The organism is Sphaerotilus hippei, from assembly GCF_003201595.1.
Classification (GTDB): Bacteria; Pseudomonadota; Gammaproteobacteria; order Burkholderiales; family Burkholderiaceae_C; genus Sphaerotilus; species Sphaerotilus hippei.
Window position 1 is genome coordinate 103,219 of record NZ_QJJS01000008.1, and the last position, 18,154, is coordinate 121,372.

General features: G+C 70.3%; 20 protein-coding genes. 11 read left to right on the forward strand and 9 right to left on the reverse strand.

From position 1 onward, the window contains the following. Positions 1-8 precede the first annotated feature (8 nt). The 8 genes from C7444_RS10405 to C7444_RS10440 are packed head-to-tail and all read right to left on the reverse strand — an operon-like array spanning position 9 to position 7,141. The gene (locus tag C7444_RS10405; RefSeq protein ID WP_245909505.1) at positions 9-464 is read right to left on the reverse strand and encodes a nuclear transport factor 2 family protein; all 456 of its coding nucleotides are present in this window, start codon (positions 462-464) and stop codon (positions 9-11) included. After that, positions 461-1,234: an SDR family NAD(P)-dependent oxidoreductase gene (locus tag C7444_RS10410; protein ID WP_110400788.1), complete on the reverse strand. Its 774-nt coding sequence runs from the start codon at positions 1,232-1,234 to the stop codon at positions 461-463. Before C7444_RS10410 ends, C7444_RS10405 begins: the two co-directional genes overlap by 4 nt. Positions 1,235-1,249: 15 nt before the next feature. Continuing rightward, on the reverse strand, positions 1,250-1,801 hold the full coding sequence (locus C7444_RS10415; RefSeq protein WP_110400789.1) for a DUF3833 domain-containing protein: 552 nt from the start codon (positions 1,799-1,801) through the stop codon (positions 1,250-1,252). Further along, positions 1,801-3,123 carry an MFS transporter gene (locus C7444_RS10420; protein WP_110400790.1) on the reverse strand — a complete coding sequence of 441 codons (1,323 nt, stop codon included), beginning with the start codon at positions 3,121-3,123 and terminating at the stop codon, positions 1,801-1,803. The genes C7444_RS10415 and C7444_RS10420 overlap by 1 nt, the downstream gene beginning before the upstream one ends. Then, positions 3,120-3,701, reverse strand: a complete 582-nt coding sequence (locus C7444_RS10425; protein ID WP_110400791.1) for a chalcone isomerase family protein — start codon at positions 3,699-3,701, stop codon at positions 3,120-3,122. The genes C7444_RS10420 and C7444_RS10425 overlap by 4 nt, the downstream gene beginning before the upstream one ends. A gap of 1 nt (position 3,702) precedes the next feature. Then, positions 3,703-5,010 (reverse strand): SAM-dependent methyltransferase, encoded by a 1,308-nt coding sequence (locus tag C7444_RS10430; protein WP_110400792.1) that lies wholly within the window; start codon positions 5,008-5,010, stop codon positions 3,703-3,705. A 41-nt stretch (positions 5,011-5,051) separates the two neighbouring features. Next, entirely contained in the window at positions 5,052-5,825 is a 774-nt protein-coding gene (locus C7444_RS10435) for a DUF1365 domain-containing protein (protein ID WP_110400793.1), read from the reverse strand. Beyond that, positions 5,822-7,141 carry an NAD(P)/FAD-dependent oxidoreductase gene (locus C7444_RS10440; RefSeq protein WP_110400794.1) on the reverse strand — a complete coding sequence of 440 codons (1,320 nt, stop codon included), beginning with the start codon at positions 7,139-7,141 and terminating at the stop codon, positions 5,822-5,824. Before C7444_RS10440 ends, C7444_RS10435 begins: the two co-directional genes overlap by 4 nt. A 489-nt stretch (positions 7,142-7,630) precedes the next feature. Between C7444_RS10440 and C7444_RS10445 the strand changes: the two genes are divergently transcribed. From C7444_RS10445 to C7444_RS10465, 5 genes are all read left to right on the forward strand, one after another. After that, positions 7,631-8,575, forward strand: coding sequence for a MerR family transcriptional regulator (locus tag C7444_RS10445; protein ID WP_110400795.1), 945 nt, complete (start codon positions 7,631-7,633; stop codon positions 8,573-8,575). A gap of 5 nt (positions 8,576-8,580) precedes the next feature. Next, a complete protein-coding gene (locus C7444_RS10450) occupies positions 8,581-9,513 on the forward strand; it encodes an NUDIX hydrolase (protein WP_110400870.1) in 933 nt (310 codons plus the stop codon). Positions 9,514-9,618: 105 nt separating this feature from the next. Next, a complete protein-coding gene (locus tag C7444_RS10455) occupies positions 9,619-10,191 on the forward strand; it encodes a cytochrome b (RefSeq protein WP_110400796.1) in 573 nt (190 codons plus the stop codon). A 36-nt stretch (positions 10,192-10,227) separates the two neighbouring features. Next, complete coding sequence (locus C7444_RS10460; RefSeq protein WP_110400797.1) at positions 10,228-10,809, forward strand: YceI family protein; 582 nt, start codon at positions 10,228-10,230, stop codon at positions 10,807-10,809. 56 nt (positions 10,810-10,865) lie between these two features. Further along, positions 10,866-11,438, forward strand: coding sequence for a YceI family protein (locus C7444_RS10465; RefSeq protein ID WP_110400798.1), 573 nt, complete (start codon positions 10,866-10,868; stop codon positions 11,436-11,438). On the opposite strand, the gene C7444_RS10470 is transcribed toward C7444_RS10465, so the two are convergent. Beyond that, positions 11,428-11,745 (reverse strand): hypothetical protein, encoded by a 318-nt coding sequence (locus C7444_RS10470; RefSeq protein ID WP_110400799.1) that lies wholly within the window; start codon positions 11,743-11,745, stop codon positions 11,428-11,430. The genes C7444_RS10465 and C7444_RS10470 overlap by 11 nt on opposite strands. Before the next feature lie 192 nt (positions 11,746-11,937). Here C7444_RS10470 and C7444_RS10475 point away from each other — a divergent pair, with 192 nt between their 5' ends. The 6 genes from C7444_RS10475 to C7444_RS10495 all read left to right on the forward strand — a co-directional run bounded on the left by C7444_RS10475 (position 11,938) and on the right by C7444_RS10495 (position 18,127). Next, positions 11,938-12,528, forward strand: coding sequence for a DUF1415 domain-containing protein (locus tag C7444_RS10475; protein WP_110400800.1), 591 nt, complete (start codon positions 11,938-11,940; stop codon positions 12,526-12,528). A 160-nt stretch (positions 12,529-12,688) separates the two neighbouring features. After that, positions 12,689-13,627 (forward strand): ABC transporter permease, encoded by a 939-nt coding sequence (locus C7444_RS10480; RefSeq protein ID WP_110400801.1) that lies wholly within the window; start codon positions 12,689-12,691, stop codon positions 13,625-13,627. Continuing rightward, on the forward strand, positions 13,624-14,673 hold the full coding sequence (locus tag C7444_RS10485; RefSeq protein ID WP_110400802.1) for an ABC transporter permease: 1,050 nt from the start codon (positions 13,624-13,626) through the stop codon (positions 14,671-14,673). Before C7444_RS10480 ends, C7444_RS10485 begins: the two co-directional genes overlap by 4 nt. 3 nt (positions 14,674-14,676) lie before the next feature. Beyond that, positions 14,677-16,383, forward strand: coding sequence for an ABC transporter ATP-binding protein (locus C7444_RS10490; protein ID WP_110400803.1), 1,707 nt, complete (start codon positions 14,677-14,679; stop codon positions 16,381-16,383). 120 nt (positions 16,384-16,503) lie between these two features. After that, entirely contained in the window at positions 16,504-16,626 is a 123-nt protein-coding gene (locus tag C7444_RS20785) for a hypothetical protein (protein WP_259372555.1), read from the forward strand. Between the two features lie 589 nt (positions 16,627-17,215). Further along, positions 17,216-18,127 (forward strand): carbohydrate kinase family protein, encoded by a 912-nt coding sequence (locus C7444_RS10495; RefSeq protein WP_110400804.1) that lies wholly within the window; start codon positions 17,216-17,218, stop codon positions 18,125-18,127. The last annotated feature ends 27 nt before the right edge of the window (positions 18,128-18,154 follow it).

An 18,154-nucleotide genomic window follows, 5' to 3' on the forward strand; every position in this document is an offset into this window, starting at 1 on the left:
TCGCCGGCTCAGCGCGAGCGCAGCCGGCGCTGCAGCCAGCGCATCAGCACCCCGAGCACCGGCAGCTGGGCGTACAGCTCCTCGGCCGCATCCCAGTAGTCGCGGTGCCAGGCCACCCGCCCGTCGGGCGCAAAACGCAGCTGTGACGTGCCACGCACCTGCAGCGGCACGGCACGAGGCGACAGGGCGAAGCTGAACGTCCAGGTCAGGAAACACTGGTCCCCCTCAGCCACGATGTCGTGCACCACGAAGCGGGGTCCGTGCAGCACCTCGAACATGTGCGCGAAGATCCGGCGGATCGCGGCCAGGCCACTCACCTCGTTGAACGGATCCTTGAACCAGGCCTGTTCGCTGTAGAGCTGCGCCAGCCGGTCCAGATCGGCGGGCTGCAGGGCCTCGTAGAAGCGCACCACCGCCTCGACCCGCGGATCGGCATGGCGCAGGGCGGACCCAGGGCCGCTCACAGGCCGGTCCCCTTGCGGATCAGCCCAAAGTACAGCCGGTCGGGCAGCAGCCCGAGCAGCTTCAGGAACCGGCTGAAGCGTTTCGGGAAGTGGATCTCGAAGTCTCCGGCCGCCCAGCCACTCAGGATCTGCCGGGCCGCCTCGTCGGGCGTGATCAGCGCGGGCATCACGAACGGGTTCTGCGCCGTCAGCGGCGTCGCCACGAAGCCGGGGTTGATCACCGACACGCCCAGACCCTGGTCATGCAGGTCCATCCACAGCACCTCGGCCAACCCGATCAGCGCGGCCTTGGTCGGCCCGTAGGCCAGTGCATTGGGCAGGCCGCGGTAGCCGGCCACGCTGGCGACCAGGCTGAGGTGACCGGCCCGCTGGCGCAGCAGCACCGGCAGCACGGCATCCAGCACGTTCAGCGCGCCGACGTAGTTGACCTGCTGATGGCGCAGCATGTCCGCCAGGTCAAAGGCCGTGGCGCGCTGGGGCCGGTAGTGGCCGGCGCAGACCATCACCAGGTCGAGCCGACCGGTGGCGGCCAGCAGGTCGTCGCAGGCCTGGCCGATCTGCTCGCGCGAGGTCACGTCCGCCGGCAGCGCCAGCGCGCCCGGATGGCGCTGCACGAACTGCTGCAGCGGGGCGGTCTGCCGGGCGCTGACCACGACCCGGGCGCCACGCGCGGCCAGCAGCCCGGCCGTGGCCAGGCCGATGCCGCTGGAGGCGCCCACCACCCAGGCCACCTGGCCCGACCAGTCGCGCAATGCGGGATTGAGGCTCATGTGCTGATCCTGCGCTCAGGGCTTGTGGAAGGACAGCGTGACCTCGCCCAGGCGGATGCCGAACTTGCTCATCGTCGCGCGGTTGAGCATCACCTGGCGATCCATCAGGTACATCCAGTCGTCGAACTGCACCTCGTAGGTCGTGCCGTCGACCGGCAGCCGCAGCGTGTACTGCCAGCGCAGTGCATTGCCCGCCGCTTCCCCCTTCGCCTCGCCCAGCACGTCGTCGGCCCGGCCGACATAACGGCCGTCGGCCTGGCGCGAGAGGCGCCAGACCCGGCGCTCGGTCTGGCCATCGCTGTAGGTGAAGTCCTCCTCGAGCACACCCTGGTCACCCTGCCAGCGGCCGACCATGCGCACCGTGAAACGCCGCTTGACCGCTCCGGAGCGGTCGGTGAACAGGCCATGGGCGGTGAGTTCGCCGTTGAAATACTCGCGCAGGTCGAGCACCGGCGTCTGGCCCGTGTAGTCCTGCACCTGCGGGCCGGCGCAGCCCCCCAGCACGAGCGAACCCGCCAGGGCCGCCGCCGCCAGCAGGGACCGTCGCCACGCACATCGTCTTGCCATCAGTCTTCTCCTCTGAACGCCGGGGCATCCCGCCCCAGCAGACCCCACAGCGCCAGCAAGGCCAGCAGCTTCAGGGCACACGGCAGCAGGCCGTAGGCCACCGCCAGCACCGTCAGCGCCGCGGCATCACGGCTGCCGGGCACATAACCGGCCCAGCCCAGCAGCGGCAGCGACAGCCCGGCGGCCAGGGCCAGGTTGAGCTTGGTCGCCCCGCTCCACCAGCCGAAATAAGCCCCCTCGGCCGAACCCGAGACGCCGTCGTGCACCACCACGCGTGCCAGCAGCGCACCGGGCACGACCAGATCGGCCCCCAGCGCCGCCCCGCTGAGCACGCACACCAGCAGGAAGGCGAGACCCTGCCCGGCCCCCAGCCACACCGTCGCCGCGAACGCCAGCACGGCCAGGCCCATGCCGAGCGCCCAGGTCCGCAGCAGGCCAATCCGGGCCACCACACGCACCCACAGTGGCAGCACCAGCGCCGCGCTGACGAAGTAGGCGGCGAGGAACGCCCCCTCCCAGGCCGGCAACTGCAGCCGGTCGCGCACGAAGAAGAGCACCAGCGTGGCCGGCACCGCCGCCGCCACCCCGTTGAGCATGAACACCACCAGCAGGCGGCGCAGGCCCGAAGAACGCCAGGCGCCGGCCACGGCAGGTCGAGGCGTCTCGCCGGGAGCGGCCTGCTGCTGCTGCTGCTGCTGCTGCTGCTGCTGCTGCTGCAGCGTTGGCCGCGGTGCCGGTGGCCGCGCCCGCAGGAACAGCGCGGCCGCACCGGCGAGCAGCAGCACGAACACCAGCAGGCTGCGCTCCATGCCCAGCAAGGACGGCAGCACGCTGGCGACGACCACACCGAGCAGCGCCGCCCCTTCACGCCAGGCGATCCAGCGGGCCTGACCGGCATCCCCGCCCCCCAGACGGGCGCACCAGGACTGATGCAGCACCGACAGCGTGCTGTAGGCCAGGTAGGTGAGCACCAGGCTGGCCCCGCACCACAGCAACAGAGGCCCCGGCTCACGCACCGGCGGCAGGTAGACCGCCAGCACCCCGAGGCCGAGCAGCGCCGCCGCCATCAGCAGGACCCGGTGCACGGCCGCCAGGCCCAGCGCGAAGCGCCCGTCGATCCACCGCCCCAGCCAGGGATCGACCAGCGCATCGGCGGCCCGCACCAGCAGCAGCAGGACCCCGAGCACCGCCAGCGGCATGCCGAAGCGTTCGGCGTAATGGGCCGGCAGCTGCACGTACAGAGGCAGTGCGGCGAACGCCAGCGGCAGACCCAGCGCGCCGTAGGTCAGCCCCTCGCCGGCACCCGAAGGTCCGCGGCTCACGGCGTGCCCAGCAAGGCCGCCCGCAGCGCCGGCTCGGGGCTGCGGGTCGACAGCCAGATGCCGAAGAACAGCCGGGCGAATTCCGCATCGGCCACCGAGCCGACCGGGCGGCCGTTGAACAGGAAGGTCGCCACGCCCGACGCACTGCGGTGGTGGCCGACCAGCCGGTCACCGGCCTGCACATCCGGGAAGATCGATTTCATCGCGGCCAGCCAGGCCGACTCCTGTGCCGGCTCGATGCGGCCGACCCGCCGCATCTCCTGCAGTGAACGCTCGGCGATGCCCGCCCCGTCGAGCGTGCGGGCATAGGCCAGCTCGAGCGCGAAGTCCCCGGCGGCATAACGCTCGGCCGTCAGCGCCGGCGCCGACTCGGGCACCCAGAGCCGGGCCTCGTAGATGCGCAGACCGAACCAGCGGAACTGCATGCGGCCCTGCTGCCGCACCGGGCCGAGCAGCGCGCCCAGTTCGGCCGGTGCGGTGGCCGCGCGGGCCGGCCGGGCGGCCCAGGGCAGTGCCGACAGCGCTGCCAGGCGCAGCAGCTGCCGGCGCCGCTGGAGGTGACCGGGCTGCGCAGCCATCTCAGACCCGTTCCGGCTTGCGCAGCGTGAACTGCATGACATTGGTGTTGCCAGTATCGAAGGCGGCTTCGCAGTAGCAGAGATAGAACGCCCAGGTCCGGGCAAAACGCTCATCGAAGCCCAGGCGCTGCACCGAGACCTGCTCGGCCAGGAAACGCTGGCGCCACCGGCGCAGGGTCTCGGCATAGTCCGCACCGAAGGCGAAGCTGCGCTCGACGATCAGTCCGGCCCGCTCGGCGGCGCGGCGGAACTCGGTCTCGCTGGGCAGCAACCCGCCCGGGAAGATGTACTGCTGGATGAAGTCGGTCGAGCGTGCATAGGACTCGAACAGGTCGTCGCGGATGGTGATGCTCTGGATGCAGGCCCGGCCGCCCGGCTTCAGGCAGCGCGCGACGGTCTCGAAATAGGACGGCCAGTAGCTGCGGCCCACCGCCTCGAACATCTCGATGGACAGCACCGCGTCGAAGGGCTCGTCGCGGATGTCGCGGTAGTCCTGCAGGCGCAGGTCGGCCCGATCGCTCGTGCCCACGCGCCGCAGGCGTTCCTGCGCCCAGGCCAGCTGCTCGGTCGACAGCGTCACGCCGGTGACCGAGGCCCCGGCATCGCGCGTGGCGATCTCGGCCAGCGCCCCCCAGCCGCAGCCGATCTCGAGCACCCGCGGTGCGGGTGACGCCGCATCGGTCGGACCCCCGACCGGCACTCCGGCCTCGCGCAGCGCGCGGTGGACCTTGGCGTGCTGCGCCCGGACCAGATCGCCGTCGAGCCGCCCCTCGAACCAGGCGCTGGAGTAGTTCATCGTCTCGTCCAGCCAGCGGGCATAGAACGCGTTGCCCAGGTCGTAGTGGGCGTGGATGTTGCGCCGGCTGCCGGCGCGGGTGTTGCGGTTGCGCCAGTGGCGCAGGCGGCTCAGCAGCGAGCCCCACCAGGAGCCGTAGACCAGCGACTCGAGCTGGTCGCGGTTGTGGATGAACAGGCGCAGCAGGCCGGCCAGGTCGGGCGTGCTCCAGTCTCCGGCGATGTAGGTCTCGCCCACGCCGACATCACCGCGGGCCGCCGCCGCACCGAACAGCGACCAGTTGTGCAGGCGCAGCACCGCCAGCGGCTCGGCACCCTGGCCCAGGTGCAGGTGTCCGCCGCCCGGCAGGTGCAGCTCCAGCTGGCCATGCTGCATGCGGTCGAGCAGGCGCAGGGCCGCACGCGCGATCGCCGGTGCGTCGGCGGGAACGGTGGCCGGCGACACCGCAGCGGCGGTCGCCACCGCATGGGGCCAGTCGGAGGAGCAGGGACGGGTCGTGGCGGTGGTGCTCATGGGGAAGGACGGGTTGGAGAGACGGGACACGGGCGCTCGGCTCATCGGGTGACCGGGAGCACCGGCGGGGCGGGCTTGCGGAAGAACGGCACCCGCTTGAGCCACAGTCGCACGGCCTGCAGGTGGATGCGCACGAGGACACCCGCCGTCAGGAAAGGCATCGAGGCCCAGAGGCGCACGAGGCTGCCGGCCTGCAGCGGCTGCAATTCACCGCTGATGCTGGTCTGCAGCAGCGGCCCTTCGGCATCGTCGTGGTCGACACGCACGACCAGGCGCCCGGGCTGCGCGCCCCGGTCCGGCGAGCGCATGAACCGGAAGCGGTAGCAGCCCTGCACCGAGCAGAAGGGCGAGACATGGAAGACCTTGGCGGCCACCTGCTCGCGGCCCCAGCCCAGCTGAGGCCCCTGCAGCAGGTAGCAGTGGCGCTCGCCGAAGGTGTTGTTGACCTCGGCGACCACCGCCGCCAGGCTGTCGTCGCGCCGGTGCACGAACCAGAAACTGACCGGCTTGAAGACCACGCCGAACACGCGCGGAAAGGTCTGCAACCAGACCTCGCCGTCACCGTCGTGCACGCCCTGCTGCAGCAGCAGGGATTCGAGCCAGGCCAGCGCATCGTCGCCCCCCTCGCCGTGGTCACGATCGTGGAAGCTGACCAGGGCACGGCGATTGCGCGGCAGTGCCGTGTCGGGTCGCTCCCGCCACGTCCGCATCGGCAGCATCAGGAACCACGTCGGGTAGTGGAAGGCGTGGTGCGCCGGGCGCAGCCGGGTGTGGCGCACCACGCCCCGGCCGAGCAGCGGTGCAGGCGGCTTCATGCGACCCGCCGTTCGGGCGCCGAGGCCCAGGCCCGCTTCAGGCCGTCGAGCACCCGCAGGCCGGAGGACAGGCCGTCCTCGTGGAAGCCGTAGCCTCCCCAGGCGCCGCAGAACCAGGTGTGGCGCCGGCCCTGCAGCTCGGCCACCCGGGGCTGGGCGGCGATCGCGGCCTGGTCGAACACCGGATGGGCGTAGTCGAAGGTGGCCAGCACCTGGTCGGGCCGGGGCTCGCGCACCGGGTTCAGCGACACGATCACCGGCTGTGCGAACGGCAGCGGCTGCAGGCGGTCGAGCAGGTAGTGCAGGCAGACGCCCGACTGCTCGAGGGCCTCGGTGGGCGCGTGCTCGTAGTTCCAGGCGGCCCAGGCCTTGCGGCGGCGCGGCAGCAGCGCCGTGTCGGTGTGCAGCACGGCCCGATTCGGGTGGTAGGTGATCGCACCGAGCACGGCCCGCTCGTCGGCATCGGCCTGCTCGCCCAGCAAGGCCAGCGCCTGATCCGAATGGCAGGCCAGCACCACCTCGTCGAAGACCTCGGCGCCATGCCGGCTGTGCACCGTCACCGGCCCGCCGCCGGCCGGCCGATGCAGGCCGGTCACCGGCGACGACAGGCGCACGTCCTGCAGGCGCGGCAGCATGCGACGGATGTACTCGCGTGCACCACCGGTGACCGTGTACCACTGCGGCCGGTCGGTCACCTGCAGCAGACCGTGGTTGTGGCAGAAGCGGATCATGGTCGCGATCGGGAAGCGCAGCATCTGCTCGGTCGGGCAGGACCAGATGCAGCCGATCATCGGCAGGAAATACCAGCGCCGGAACGCGTCGCCGAAGCGGTGTTCATCGAGGAAATCGGCGATGGGCTGCTGCAGTTCGGCGTCGGCGCCCTGCACCGCCAGGCGGGTGGTCAGCCGGTTGAAACGCATCAGGTCGGCCAGCATGCCGAGGAAGCGGGGCCGCAGCAGGTTGCGGCGCTGCGCGAAGACGGTGCCGAGGTCACAGCCGCTCCACTCCAGCCCGCCCCCGTCGGCCTGGACCGAAAACGACATGTCCGACGCCGACGTGTGCACCTGCAGTTCGGCGAACAGCTCGAGCAGCCGCGGGTAGGTGCGGTGGTTGAACACCAGGAAGCCGGTATCGACCCCATGGGTCACGGGCCGCCCCAGCGCATCGGGCAAGGTCACGTCGACGGTGTGGGTGTGGCCGCCCAGGCGGTCCTCGGCCTCGAACAGGGTGACGCGGCAGCGCTCGTCGGGATGGCTCAGACGCCACGCCACCGACAGCCCGGCAATGCCCGAGCCCACCACGGCCACCCGTTTCATGCCCACCTCCGCCGTGCCGCGCGGCGCGCCTGACGGCGGCGCTTTGCGCCGTCAGGGCCGAGGGGGGAAGGGGGGGATAGAGAAATCGCCGTGCAGCGCCCCAGGGGGAATGAGGGAGGGAGGGAGGAGGAGGAGAACCGCCCCGGGATTCCGGCCGGCATGACCGGCCGTCTGCACGACGACAAAAACCTGTCGGGACCTGCGCTGGTCAAGCCCCTGACCGAAGGTTGCGCCCTGGCGCCGGAAACCGGCATGCGCAACTTCCCGTATGTGAACGCGGACGCGCGGAAAAGTTCCGGTCCGGCGACGTACTTTTCCGTACCAGTCGAACGGGTCCGGCAGCGATGGTCCCCGGCGCTCCATCGAAGGTCGATCGCCACGCTCACATCAGGATTGATCATCTTTTGTCTAGGTCAAATGGCAAGATTGATCGAATACTAGTTGGACAAATAACTTTGTACAAGCATTTGTCCAAGACATAATTGCCGCATGGCCGAACTTGTCCCCCTCCTCGCTCCGCCGCTGACCATCGCCGCCGTCGAGCGCGACACCCGCATCGGCAAGGACACCCTGCGGGTGTGGGAGCGGCGTTACGGCTTTCCCAACCCCGACCGCGACAGCAACGGGGAGCGCCTCTACCCGGCCGATCAGGTGGAGCGGCTGCGACACGTCAAGCGGCTGCTGGACGCCGGTCACCGCCCCGGTCGCATCGTCAGCCTGGGCCTCGACGTGCTGAAGGGCTTTGGCGACCTGGCCCCCTCACCCGCCCGCACCTCCGCGGCCTACCCCGAGCCGGGTTCGGACGTCACCCTGCTCGTGGACCTTCTACGCAGACACGAGCTGCTTGGATTCAGGCGCCATCTGACGCAGTGCCTGCTGCGGCGCGGCCTCGGCCGTTTTGTCACCGACGTGGCCCTGCCGCTGGTGCACGAGATCGGCACGGCCTGGTCACGTGGCCAGATGGACATCTTCGAGGAGCACCTGTGCAGCGACACGCTGGAGACGGTGCTGCGTGCGGCCATCGCCGGCGCCCCGGAGGCCGACGAATCCAGCACGCCCCGGGTGCTCAGCAGCACCTTTCCCGACGAGCCGCACGGCCTGGGCCTGCTGATGGCCGAGGCGCTGATGTCGGTGGAAGGCTGCTGGTGCACGAGCCTGGGCCGCCAGACCCCGCTGCGCGACCTGGTGATGGCCGCGCAGGCCTTCCGCTCACAGATCATCGTGCTCAGCTTCACGGCGGTGAACAACCCCAACCAGACGCTGGAAGGCCTGCTGGAACTGCGCACGCAGTTGCCCGACCACATCGAGATCTGGGCTGGCAGCGCCCTGCCCGTGCTGCAGCGCCGCGCCGGACCGGGCATCCGGCTGATGACGTCGATGCACCAGATCGCCCCGGCCGTGGCGGAGTGGCGCAAACGCCAGGGCGACCGGTGATGGCCATGCCGGCGGACGCAGGTCGGATCCGGGACCTGCTGCACGCGGCCCGGGCCCATGATCCGACGTCCCGGCAGCCGCTGTTCCTGCTGGACCGGGGCCGACCCGTGCCGGTGGGCAGCGTGGCACACCGGCACCGGGCGCCGGTGCTGCACTGGGCCGGCTGGTCCGGGCTCGGTGCCCGGTGCTCGGTCCATGACGGCGGCCTGCTGCTCGATGCCGGTGCACAGGCCGATGTCCGGCAGGCGCTGCTCGCCCGCCTCGCCGCCGACCTGCGCCGGCAGGGGCTGATCGAGGGCTGGCGCGACGAGCTGTTCCCGGTCCAGGCGCTCGATGCGCTGCCCACCCACGCGGGCGGTCCCCCGGCACTGACCCGGATCGAGCGGGCCAGCGCGCGCTTCTGGGGCACGCTGACCTTCGGCGCCCACTGCAACGGCTACGTGGCCGATGCCGATGCCCGCCCGGTAGCGCTGTGGATCGGTGAACGGGCCGCCGACAAGGCGGTCGATCCCGGTCGGCTCGACAACCTGATCGGCGCCGGCGTGCCCGACGGTCAGACGCCCGCCCAGGCGCTGCTGCGCGAGGCCTGGGAAGAGGCCGGCCTGCACCCCGCCCAGCTTCAGCGGGTCCGCACTGGCAGCGTGCTGGAGCTGCTGCGTGACCGGCCGGAAGGACTGCAGCGCGAACACCTGCATGTGCACGACCTGGAGCTGCCCGCCGGGCTGCAGCCGGTCAACCAGGACGGCGAGGTCGCCCGCTTCCACCTGCTGCCGATCGCCGAGGCCCTCGAGGCGGCCCGTGACGGCCGCATGACCGTGGACGCGGCACTGGCCACGCTCGACTTCGCGCAGCGCCACCGACTGCTCGACGCGGCCGGGCTGTGCGCCGAGGACCTCGAGGGCCTCGACGCCCTGCGCTGGCAGCCGCCGCGCCCTTGAGCGGGTCGAGCGTTCAGAGATTTACAACGCCGGCGACAAGCCCGGTGAACCTGCCGCCGCCCACCGGCTCTTAAAGTCCGGTTCACCGAATGACGCTTGGCCGACATGACCACTTCACCTGCCCCGATCCCCGCCAGCCGCTACAACACCGTGGCCATCGCCCTGCACTGGCTGCTGGCGCTGCTGATCATCGCCTCGCTGGGGCTGGGTCTGTACATGGCCGATCTGCCGTTCTCGATGACGCGCCTGAAGCTCTACAACTGGCACAAGTGGGCCGGGGTCACGATCCTGCTGCTGTCGGCCGCCCGCCTGCTGTGGCGCCTGACGCACCGCCCGCCGGCCCTGCCCGCGGCCATCAACGCGGCGATGCCGGCCTGGCAGCGCGCTGCCCACCACGGCACGCACCACCTGATGTACCTGCTGTTCTTTGCCATCCCGCTGACGGGCTGGGCCTACAGCTCGGCCGCCGGCTTCCCGATCGTCTGGTTCGGCGTGCTGCCGCTGCCTGACTTCGTGCCCGCCGACAAGGCCCTGGCCGAGCTGATCAAGCCGCTGCACGAGATCACCGCCAAGGCCCTGGCCGCGCTGATTCTGCTGCACATCGGCGCCGCACTGAAACACCAGCTGATCGACCGGGACCGGCTGCTGGCACGCATCGGCATCGGCCGTGCCGACTGAACCGTCCCGCCTCCACGCCCAACCGGAGTCCACCGCATGAGCAAGCACACCCTCGCCCTGGCCCTCACGGCCGCCCTGACCGTGTCGACCCTGCCCTTCGCCGCCTCGGCGGCCGGCCAGGCCGTCGATCTCGCCAAGAGCGAGATCGGCTTCACCGCCAAGCAGATGGGCGTGCCGCTGCAAGGCCAGTTCGGCAAGTTCGACGCCCAGATGGCGTTCGACCCCGCCAAGCCCGAGACCGGCAAGGTGAGCTTCTCGATCGACCTGGGCAGCGCCAGGCTGGGCTCGGCCGAGACCGAGGCCGAGCTGGTCAAGGCCGAGTGGTTCAACACCGCGAAGTTTCCGCGTGCCACCTTCCAGAGCACGGCCATCAAGGCCAGCGGCCCCAACAAGTTCGACGTCACCGGCAAGCTGACCATCAAGGGCCAGAGCCGTGACGTGGTCGTGCCGGTGACGCTGGCCGCGGCCGGCGCCCAGCAGAGCATCGCCACCGGCGGCTTCGCGATGAAACGCCTCGATTTCAAGATCGGTGACGGCGACTGGACCGACACGTCCATCGTCGCCAACGACGTGCAGGTGAAGTTCAAGCTGCAGCTTCAGGGCGTGGCCGCTCGCTGAGCACCACGCCGGTTTCCTTCCGATTTCCCGACCCTGACCAACCCAAGGATCCGTCCATGAAAAAAGCCCTCCTGCTGGCCCTCGTGCCGACCCTGTTCGCCGCTGCCGGCGCTGCCCAGGCCGCGACCTACGCGATCGACCCGACGCACACCTACGTGACCTTCGAGGCCAAGCACTTCGGCACCTCGACCAACCGCGGTCGTTTCGACAAGAAGAGCGGCAGCGTCGAGTTCGACCGCGCCGCCAAGACCGGCAAGGTGGACCTGACGCTGGAAACGGGCTCGATCAGCACCGGCCTCGCACAGTTCGACACCCACCTCAAGAGCGCGGACTTCTTCAACGCCGCCACCTTCCCGACCGCCAAGTTCGTGGCCGACAAGTTCGTGTTCGACGGCGACAAGGTGAGCGAGGTCACGGGTTCGCTGACGATGCTGGGCAAGACCAACGCCGTCACGCTGAAGGCCAACAGCTTCAACTGCTACGAGAACCCGATGCTCAAGCGTGAAGTGTGCGGCGGCGACTTCGAGACCACGATCCAGCGCAGCCAGTGGGGCATCAACTACGGCCTGACCTACGGCATCCCCGATGCCGTCAAGCTGCTGATCCAGGTCGAAGCCGTCAAGCAGTGAGGCGTCGCGGCCGCTCCAGCGTGTCGCGCTCGGCACGCCGGAGGCGGCGGCCCATCAGGTGATGCGGCACGGGCGGACGGGACATCACCCGTGCGCCCGTGAGCAGGGCCAGCGGCAGGCTGAGCAGCCACAGGGCCATCACGGCCACGCTGGCCAGCACGACGGCCGGCAGCGTCAGGCAGACCAGCAGCGCACGCACCCAGGCACTCGGGCTGCGCAGCGCCTGCTGCCAGCTGAGCGAACGTCGGCCGCGATCACCATCAAGGTCATCTGCATCGAGCCGGAATTCGGGATCTTGCCTGGGCATCTCTGTTCTCCTCCGCCACCGCGGATCTCCTGTCTGGAATCAGGTTAGCCGCTCCCATCGACCGATCCGTGACATATGACCGGTCGGTTACATGTCGATGCCACGGTGCCCTCGGCGCCTCGGCAGGCGTCACAAGAAATACAAGTTGTTTCAGTTTGGGTTCAGGCTCGCCGGGCGTGGATACTCGAGCCCATGAACGCCCCCTCCTCGACCCCCGCCGCGGCCGACGTGATCGCCGCCACCGAACAATGGCTGCTCCAGGCCGTGATCGGCCTGAACCTGTGCCCCTTCGCCAAGGCCGTGCAGGTCAAGCGCCAGATCCGCTGGGTCGTCAGCGACGCCACCGACGCCGAAGGCCTGCAGGCCCAGCTGCAGGACGAGCTGCAGCGCCTGGCCGACACCGATCCGGCCGTGGTCGAGACCACGCTGCTGATCCACCCGCGGGTGATGGGCGACTTCCTCGACTTCAACGATTTCCTCGACATCGCCGACGGCACGATCGAGGCGCTCGGCCTGGAGGGGGTGCTGCAGGTCGCCAGCTTCCACCCCGACTACCAGTTCGCCGACAGCGATCCGGACGATGTCGCCAACTGCACCAACCGCTCGCCCTACCCGACGCTGCACCTGCTGCGCGAAAGCAGCATCGAGGCGGCCATCGACAGCCTGGCCGATCCGGACGAGATCTACGAGCGCAACATCGAGACGCTGCAGCGCCTGGGCCCCGAAGGCTGGCGCCAGCTGTGGGTCGGACCGGCCACGGATCCGGCCGCCGATCCGCGCTGAAGCGTCCCGGGTGTCGCGGCCGGCCGACGCTCACCCGGCTCCAGAGGGCTGTCACGTCGATCGGCACCGATGCGAGGGCCGCCGCGGCGGCCGTGGCCACTAGACTGTGGCCGACTTCCCGGGACTGGCATCGGCTGCCGGTCGGGACACGCAAGCTTCCATGGCCGCCTACCTGATCCGTCGACTCTGGCAGATGATCCCGACCCTGTCGGGGGTCGTGCTGCTGGTCTTTTTCCTGTTCAAGTCCTTCGGCGGTGATCCGGCCGAGATCCTGGGCGGCCTGGATGCGTCGGACCGGCAGATCGAGCAGATCCGCGAACAGCTCGGCCTGAACCGGCCGGTGTGGGAGCAGCTGGGCCTGTTCGTGATGCGCATCGTCACCTTCGACTGGGGCCAGTCCTGGGCGACGCATGAATCGATCGCCGACCTGTTCGCCAGCCGCCTGCCGGCCACGCTGACGGTGATGCTGCCCATCCTGGTGCTCGATGCGCTGCTGGCCATTCCGCTGGCGCTGGCCGTGGCGGCGGTGCGCGGCTCCCTGACCGACCGCACGATCATGGTGCTGACCACGGTGGCGCTGTCGATCAGCTTCCTCGTCTACGTCATCGTCGGCCAGTGGCTGTTCGCCTTCCAGCTCGGCTGGTTTCCGGTGCAGGGCTGGTCCTCGAGCACCTGGACCAACCTGACGACCTACGCCCCGCTGCCGGTGCTGCTGGCAGTGCTGGTGGGCGTGTCGCCGCAGACGCGGCTCTACCGCAGCTTCTTCCTCGACGAGATCGGCCACGACTACGTGCGCACCGCCCGCGCCAAGGGGCTGACCGAGCGGCGCATCCTGCTGCGCCACGTGCTGCGCAACGCGCTCATCCCCATCCTCACCAACATCGGCGTGCAGCTGCCCGGCGTCTTCGTCGGCTCCTTCCTGATCGAGGTGTTCTTCTCCATTCCCGGCCTGGGCCGCGAGGTGATGCTGGCGGTCAACCGCAGCGACTACCCGGTGATCCAGGCCGTCACGATCTACCTGGCCGTGCTGACGATGGGCATCAACCTGCTGACTGACCTGCTCTACCAATGGGTCGATCCCCGGGTGGTGCTGAAATGAGCGCGACACCGGACACGCGCCACCACTGGACCCGCCGATCGCGCGGCGTGTGGTCGACCGCCTGGATGCGCCTGCGGCAGGACCGCGTGGGCATGGGCGCGCTGGTCGTCGTGCTGGCCTACGTGCTGCTGCTGCTCGCGGTCGTGGCCGGTCTGCTGGGCCGCGACTGGCAGGCCGAGAAGGCCGTGTCCTGGGCCCCTCCGACCTGGATCGGCGGCGCGGCCGGGCCGGCCGCCGCGGTCGCCGGCCCCCCGGCCGGCCCGCTGGTCGACCTGAGCGACGTCGACCCGCTGGCGCCGCGCTACGCCGAATGGCAGGCGCTGGCAGCGCGCGGCAGCGACAGCCGGGCCACGCTGGCCACCCACCTGCCGATGGGCGCCGACCGGCTCGGCCGCGACGTGCTCGCCAAGGCCATCCAGGGCACGCAGATCTCGATCACCGTCGGCCTGCTGGCCGCCACGCTGGCCGCGCTGATCGGCACGGTGCTGGGCGCCTGTGCGGGTTTCCTGGGCGGACGGGTCGGCGATGCGCTCGAGTGGCTCTACAACGTCTTCACGTCCATCCCCGGCATCCTGCTGATCTTCGCCTTTGCCGCGGTGACCGGGCGTGGCGTGGGCGGCGTGGTGCTGATCCTGGGCCTGACGGGCTGGACCGGCATCTACCGCCTGGTGCGCGCCGAGTTCATGAAACACGCCTCGCGCGACTACGTGCGGGCGGCCGAGGCCATCGGGGCGAGCCGGCGCTCGCGCATGTTCGGCCACATCCTGCCCAACGTCAGCCACGTCGTGCTGGTGCAGCTGTCCATCCACGTGGTGGGCTTCATCAAGTACGAGGTCATCCTGTCCTACCTGGGCCTGGGCGTCAGCGTCGACCAGGTCAGCTGGGGCACGATGCTGGCCGAGGCGCAGAGCGAGCTGATCATGGGCCACTGGTGGCAGCTCGCGACGGCCACCACGATGATGGCCGTCTTCGTCACCGCCTTCTCGCTGATGACCGATGCGCTGCGTGATGCGCTCGACCCCAAGCTGCGCGGACTGGAGCACTGAGCCATGCTGCTGAGCATCCAGGACCTGCAGGTCGACTTCCGCACCGGCCGCATCGACGGCGAGACCCGGTACCACGAGGCCGTCGGACGTGGCCACCGCGGCGTGAGCTTCAACGTGGCCGAGAACAGCACCGTCGCGCTGGTGGGCGAGTCGGGCTCGGGCAAGAGCGTGACGGCCATGTCCATCCTGAACCTGCTGCCCGACAACGCCCGGCGCCGCGGCCACATCCTCTTCCAGGGCCGCGACCTGCTGCGCGCGGGTCCGCAGGAGATGCGGGCGCTGCGCGGACGCGAGATCGCCTGCGTCTTCCAGGACCCGATGAGCTCGCTCAACCCGGTGCTGACGGTGGGCGAGCAGCTGTGCGAGCCGCTGACCGGCCACCTGGGCATGGGCCGCCAGGCCGCCCGGGCCCGGGCCGAGGAGCTGCTCGAGGAGGTCGGCATGCCCGAGCCGCGGCGGCGGCTGGCGGCCTACGCCCACGAGCTGTCGGGCGGCCAGCAGCAGCGCGTGATGATCGCGATGGCGCTGGCCTGCAAGCCCAAGCTGCTGATCGCCGACGAGCCGACCACCGCGCTGGACGTGACCATCCAGCGCCAGATCCTGGAGCTGCTGCAGCGCCTGCAGGCCCGCCACCGCATGGGCATGATCTTCATCAGCCACGACCTGGGCGTGGTGGGCGAGATCGCCGACCAGGTCGTCGTGATGCGCCAGGGGCTGGTGCGGGAACAGGGCTCGGTGCGGCGCCTGTTCACGCTGCCGCAGGACCCGTACACCCGGGCCCTGCTGTCGTGCCGGCCGCTGCTGACCCGGCTGCAGCCGGCACGCCTGCCGGTGGTCGACGACCAGATGGCCGCGGACGCGTCGAAGCACCCGCCGCCGCTGCGCCTGGCGCCGGCCAAGGACCCTCAGGCACCGGTGGTGCTGGAGGCCCGCGGACTGGCCAAGTCCTTCTCCTTCCGGGAAGGACTGTGGCTGCGGCGCGAGTTCCAGGCGGTGCAGTCGGTGGGCTTCACGCTGCAGCGTGGCCACACGCTGGGTGTCGTCGGTGAATCCGGCTCCGGCAAGACCACGCTGGGCCTGATGCTGCTGGGGCTGCACGCCCCCACCGCCGGCGACGTGCTGCTCGATGGCCAGCCCGTCGTCGGGCTGCGCGGTGCCGCACGCCAGGCGCTGCGCCGGCAGATCCAGATCGTGTTCCAGAACCCCTACGCCTCGCTGAACCCGCGCCACACCATCGGCGAGACGCTGCTGGAGCCGCTGCGCATCCACCGCATCGGCGCCGACGACGCGGCGCGCGGCGAGATCGCGCTGCGCCTGCTCGAACGGGTCGGCCTGGACGCGCAGGCGCTGTCGCGCCATCCGCACGAGTTTTCGGGCGGCCAGCGCCAGCGCATCGCCATCGCCCGGGCGCTGACGCTGTCGCCGCGGGTGCTGGTGCTCGACGAGGCGGTCTCGGCGCTGGACGTGTCGGTGCAGGCGCAGGTGCTCAACCTGCTCAAGGACCTGCAGGACGAGCTCGGCCTGGCCTACGTCTTCATCAGCCACGACCTCGCGGTGGTGCGTTTCATGGCCGACGAGGTGCTGGTGATGCAGCAGGGCCGGGTCGTCGAACAGGCCGCCACGCAGCAGTTGCTGGGCGAGCCGCGTGAAGACTACACCCGCCAGCTGCTGGCCTCGATCCCGCGGGGCTGGCGCAGGAACGTGGCGTGATTCACGGTCGGATCGCCCCGATCTGAACAGGGGTACCGCCACGGTCCTGTTCCGCGGAACACCCGACCGCGGCGCCGGCACCATCAGGCCATCGACAAATGACCTGAGGGAGAACCTGACATGAAGACTCGCTGGAGCGATTGGCTGGCCGCGGTGGCGGTGGTGGTGGCACTGGGCAGCTTCGCCGCCGCCGACCAGAGCGGCAACGACGCCTTCCTGCACGCGGCCATCGCATCGCGCTGACACAGCCGTTGCCAACCGTCACACCTGAGCGCCCGGCGACCCGGTCCGGGCGCTGCATGATGCAACAGGTGCATGCCGGCTGCAGGACCGATCGATCCGACGGTCCACCCGCCCGGCACCTGGACGGGAGACACACGATGAAGATCGGTTTGGCGGAATGGGTCGCAGCACTGGCCGTCGTGCTGGCGATGAGCGCGATGGCCGCGTCGGACAGCGAGAGCGACGCGCCGAAGGTCACGCAGCCACGATGAACAAGCCGGCCCGGGCGACACCCGACGGGCCGACCCCGGACGCGACGGTCGCGTCCGCACTCACCCACGCCCCGGATCGACCGGTCCGGGGAGCGGCAAGGAACTTCTCTGGCGACTCCTCCAGGAGAGGTCTTCGGGATCCGGTGAGGTCCCAGGGGAGCGGGCGCCCCGGGTTTTGAGAGCGAGCACCCGGCTCAGCGTCCCGCTCCCCTTCTTTTTTGCCCGCCCCGGCCCGGCAGGGCCCGCTTCGGCGCCACCGGGCGCGCGCGCGCAAGCACAATCACGGCCGACAGCAGCATCGACCCCCGTTGCCTGCGCCCCCCTCGAACGGAAACACCATGCCCGCACTGATCTGTGGCTCGCTCGCCTTTGACACCATCGCCAACTTCAACGGCCGTTTTGCCCAGCAGATCCTGCCCGAGCAGATCCACATCCTGAACGTCTCGTTCCTGGTGCCCACGCTGCGCCGCGAGTTCGGCGGCTGCGCCGGCAACATCGCCTACACCCTGAAGGCGCTGGGCGGCGAGCCGCGCGTGATGGCCGCGCTGGGCGAGGACGGCGACAAGTACCTGGCCCGCATGCGGCAGCAGGGCATCGACGTGCGCCACGTGCTGCAGGTCGAGGACAGCTACACCGCCCAGGCGCACATCATCACCGACCAGGACAACAACCAGATCACCGCATTCCACCCGGGCGCGATGTCGCACGCCGGACAGATCGACGTGCCGCAGGACGGCAAGGACCTGGCCGTGGCCATCATCGCCCCCGACGGCCGCGACGCGATGCTGCGCCACGCCGCGCAGTTGCAGCAGGCCGGCGTGCCTTTCGTCTTCGATCCGGGCCAGGGCCTGCCGATGTTCGACGGGGAGGAGCTGCGTGCCTTCGTCGACCAGGCCACCTGGGTCACGGTGAACGACTACGAGGCCCGCATGCTGTGCGAGCGCATGGGCACCGACCTGGCCACGCTGTCGCGTTCGCACCTGAAGGCGGTGATCGTCACGCTCGGCGCCGAAGGCTGCGACCTGTGGATCCAGGGCGAGGTGCGCCGCATCGACGGCGTGCCGGCCTCGGCCGTGCTCGATCCGACCGGCTGCGGCGACGCCTTCCGCGCCGGCCTGCTGTTCGGCCTGGAACGCGGCTGGGCACTGGATCGCTGCGTGAGCCTGGGCAACCGCCTGGGCGCGATCAAGATCGCCTGCCACGGCCCGCAGAACCACCAGCTGCCGCCGGCACTGATCGAGGACCTGTGAGCCCCCAATGAAAAGGCCCGGCATGGC

Excerpts from the sequence above, each read along its gene's own strand:
- C7444_RS10455 (WP_110400796.1), top strand. The coding sequence starts at position 9,619 with ATGACCACTTCACCTGCCCCGATCCCCGCCAGCCGCTACAACACCGTG.
- C7444_RS10445 (WP_110400795.1), top strand. The coding sequence starts at position 7,631 with ATGGCCGAACTTGTCCCCCTCCTCGCTCCGCCGCTGACCATCGCCGCC.
- C7444_RS10430 (WP_110400792.1), bottom strand. The coding sequence starts at position 5,010 with ATGAGCACCACCGCCACGACCCGTCCCTGCTCCTCCGACTGGCCCCAT.
- C7444_RS10450 (WP_110400870.1), top strand. The coding sequence starts at position 8,581 with ATGCCGGCGGACGCAGGTCGGATCCGGGACCTGCTGCACGCGGCCCGG.
- C7444_RS20785 (WP_259372555.1), top strand. The coding sequence starts at position 16,504 with ATGAAGACTCGCTGGAGCGATTGGCTGGCCGCGGTGGCGGTGGTGGTG.
- C7444_RS10435 (WP_110400793.1), bottom strand. The coding sequence starts at position 5,825 with ATGAAGCCGCCTGCACCGCTGCTCGGCCGGGGCGTGGTGCGCCACACC.
- C7444_RS10425 (WP_110400791.1), bottom strand. The coding sequence starts at position 3,701 with ATGGCTGCGCAGCCCGGTCACCTCCAGCGGCGCCGGCAGCTGCTGCGC.
- C7444_RS10470 (WP_110400799.1), bottom strand. The coding sequence starts at position 11,745 with ATGCCCAGGCAAGATCCCGAATTCCGGCTCGATGCAGATGACCTTGAT.
- C7444_RS10475 (WP_110400800.1), top strand. The coding sequence starts at position 11,938 with ATGAACGCCCCCTCCTCGACCCCCGCCGCGGCCGACGTGATCGCCGCC.
- C7444_RS10485 (WP_110400802.1), top strand. The coding sequence starts at position 13,624 with ATGAGCGCGACACCGGACACGCGCCACCACTGGACCCGCCGATCGCGC.
- C7444_RS10495 (WP_110400804.1), top strand. The coding sequence starts at position 17,216 with ATGCCCGCACTGATCTGTGGCTCGCTCGCCTTTGACACCATCGCCAAC.
- C7444_RS10460 (WP_110400797.1), top strand. The coding sequence starts at position 10,228 with ATGAGCAAGCACACCCTCGCCCTGGCCCTCACGGCCGCCCTGACCGTG.
- C7444_RS10490 (WP_110400803.1), top strand. The coding sequence starts at position 14,677 with ATGCTGCTGAGCATCCAGGACCTGCAGGTCGACTTCCGCACCGGCCGC.
- C7444_RS10410 (WP_110400788.1), bottom strand. The coding sequence starts at position 1,234 with ATGAGCCTCAATCCCGCATTGCGCGACTGGTCGGGCCAGGTGGCCTGG.
- C7444_RS10440 (WP_110400794.1), bottom strand. The coding sequence starts at position 7,141 with ATGAAACGGGTGGCCGTGGTGGGCTCGGGCATTGCCGGGCTGTCGGTG.
- C7444_RS10415 (WP_110400789.1), bottom strand. The coding sequence starts at position 1,801 with ATGGCAAGACGATGTGCGTGGCGACGGTCCCTGCTGGCGGCGGCGGCC.
- C7444_RS10480 (WP_110400801.1), top strand. The coding sequence starts at position 12,689 with ATGGCCGCCTACCTGATCCGTCGACTCTGGCAGATGATCCCGACCCTG.
- C7444_RS10465 (WP_110400798.1), top strand. The coding sequence starts at position 10,866 with ATGAAAAAAGCCCTCCTGCTGGCCCTCGTGCCGACCCTGTTCGCCGCT.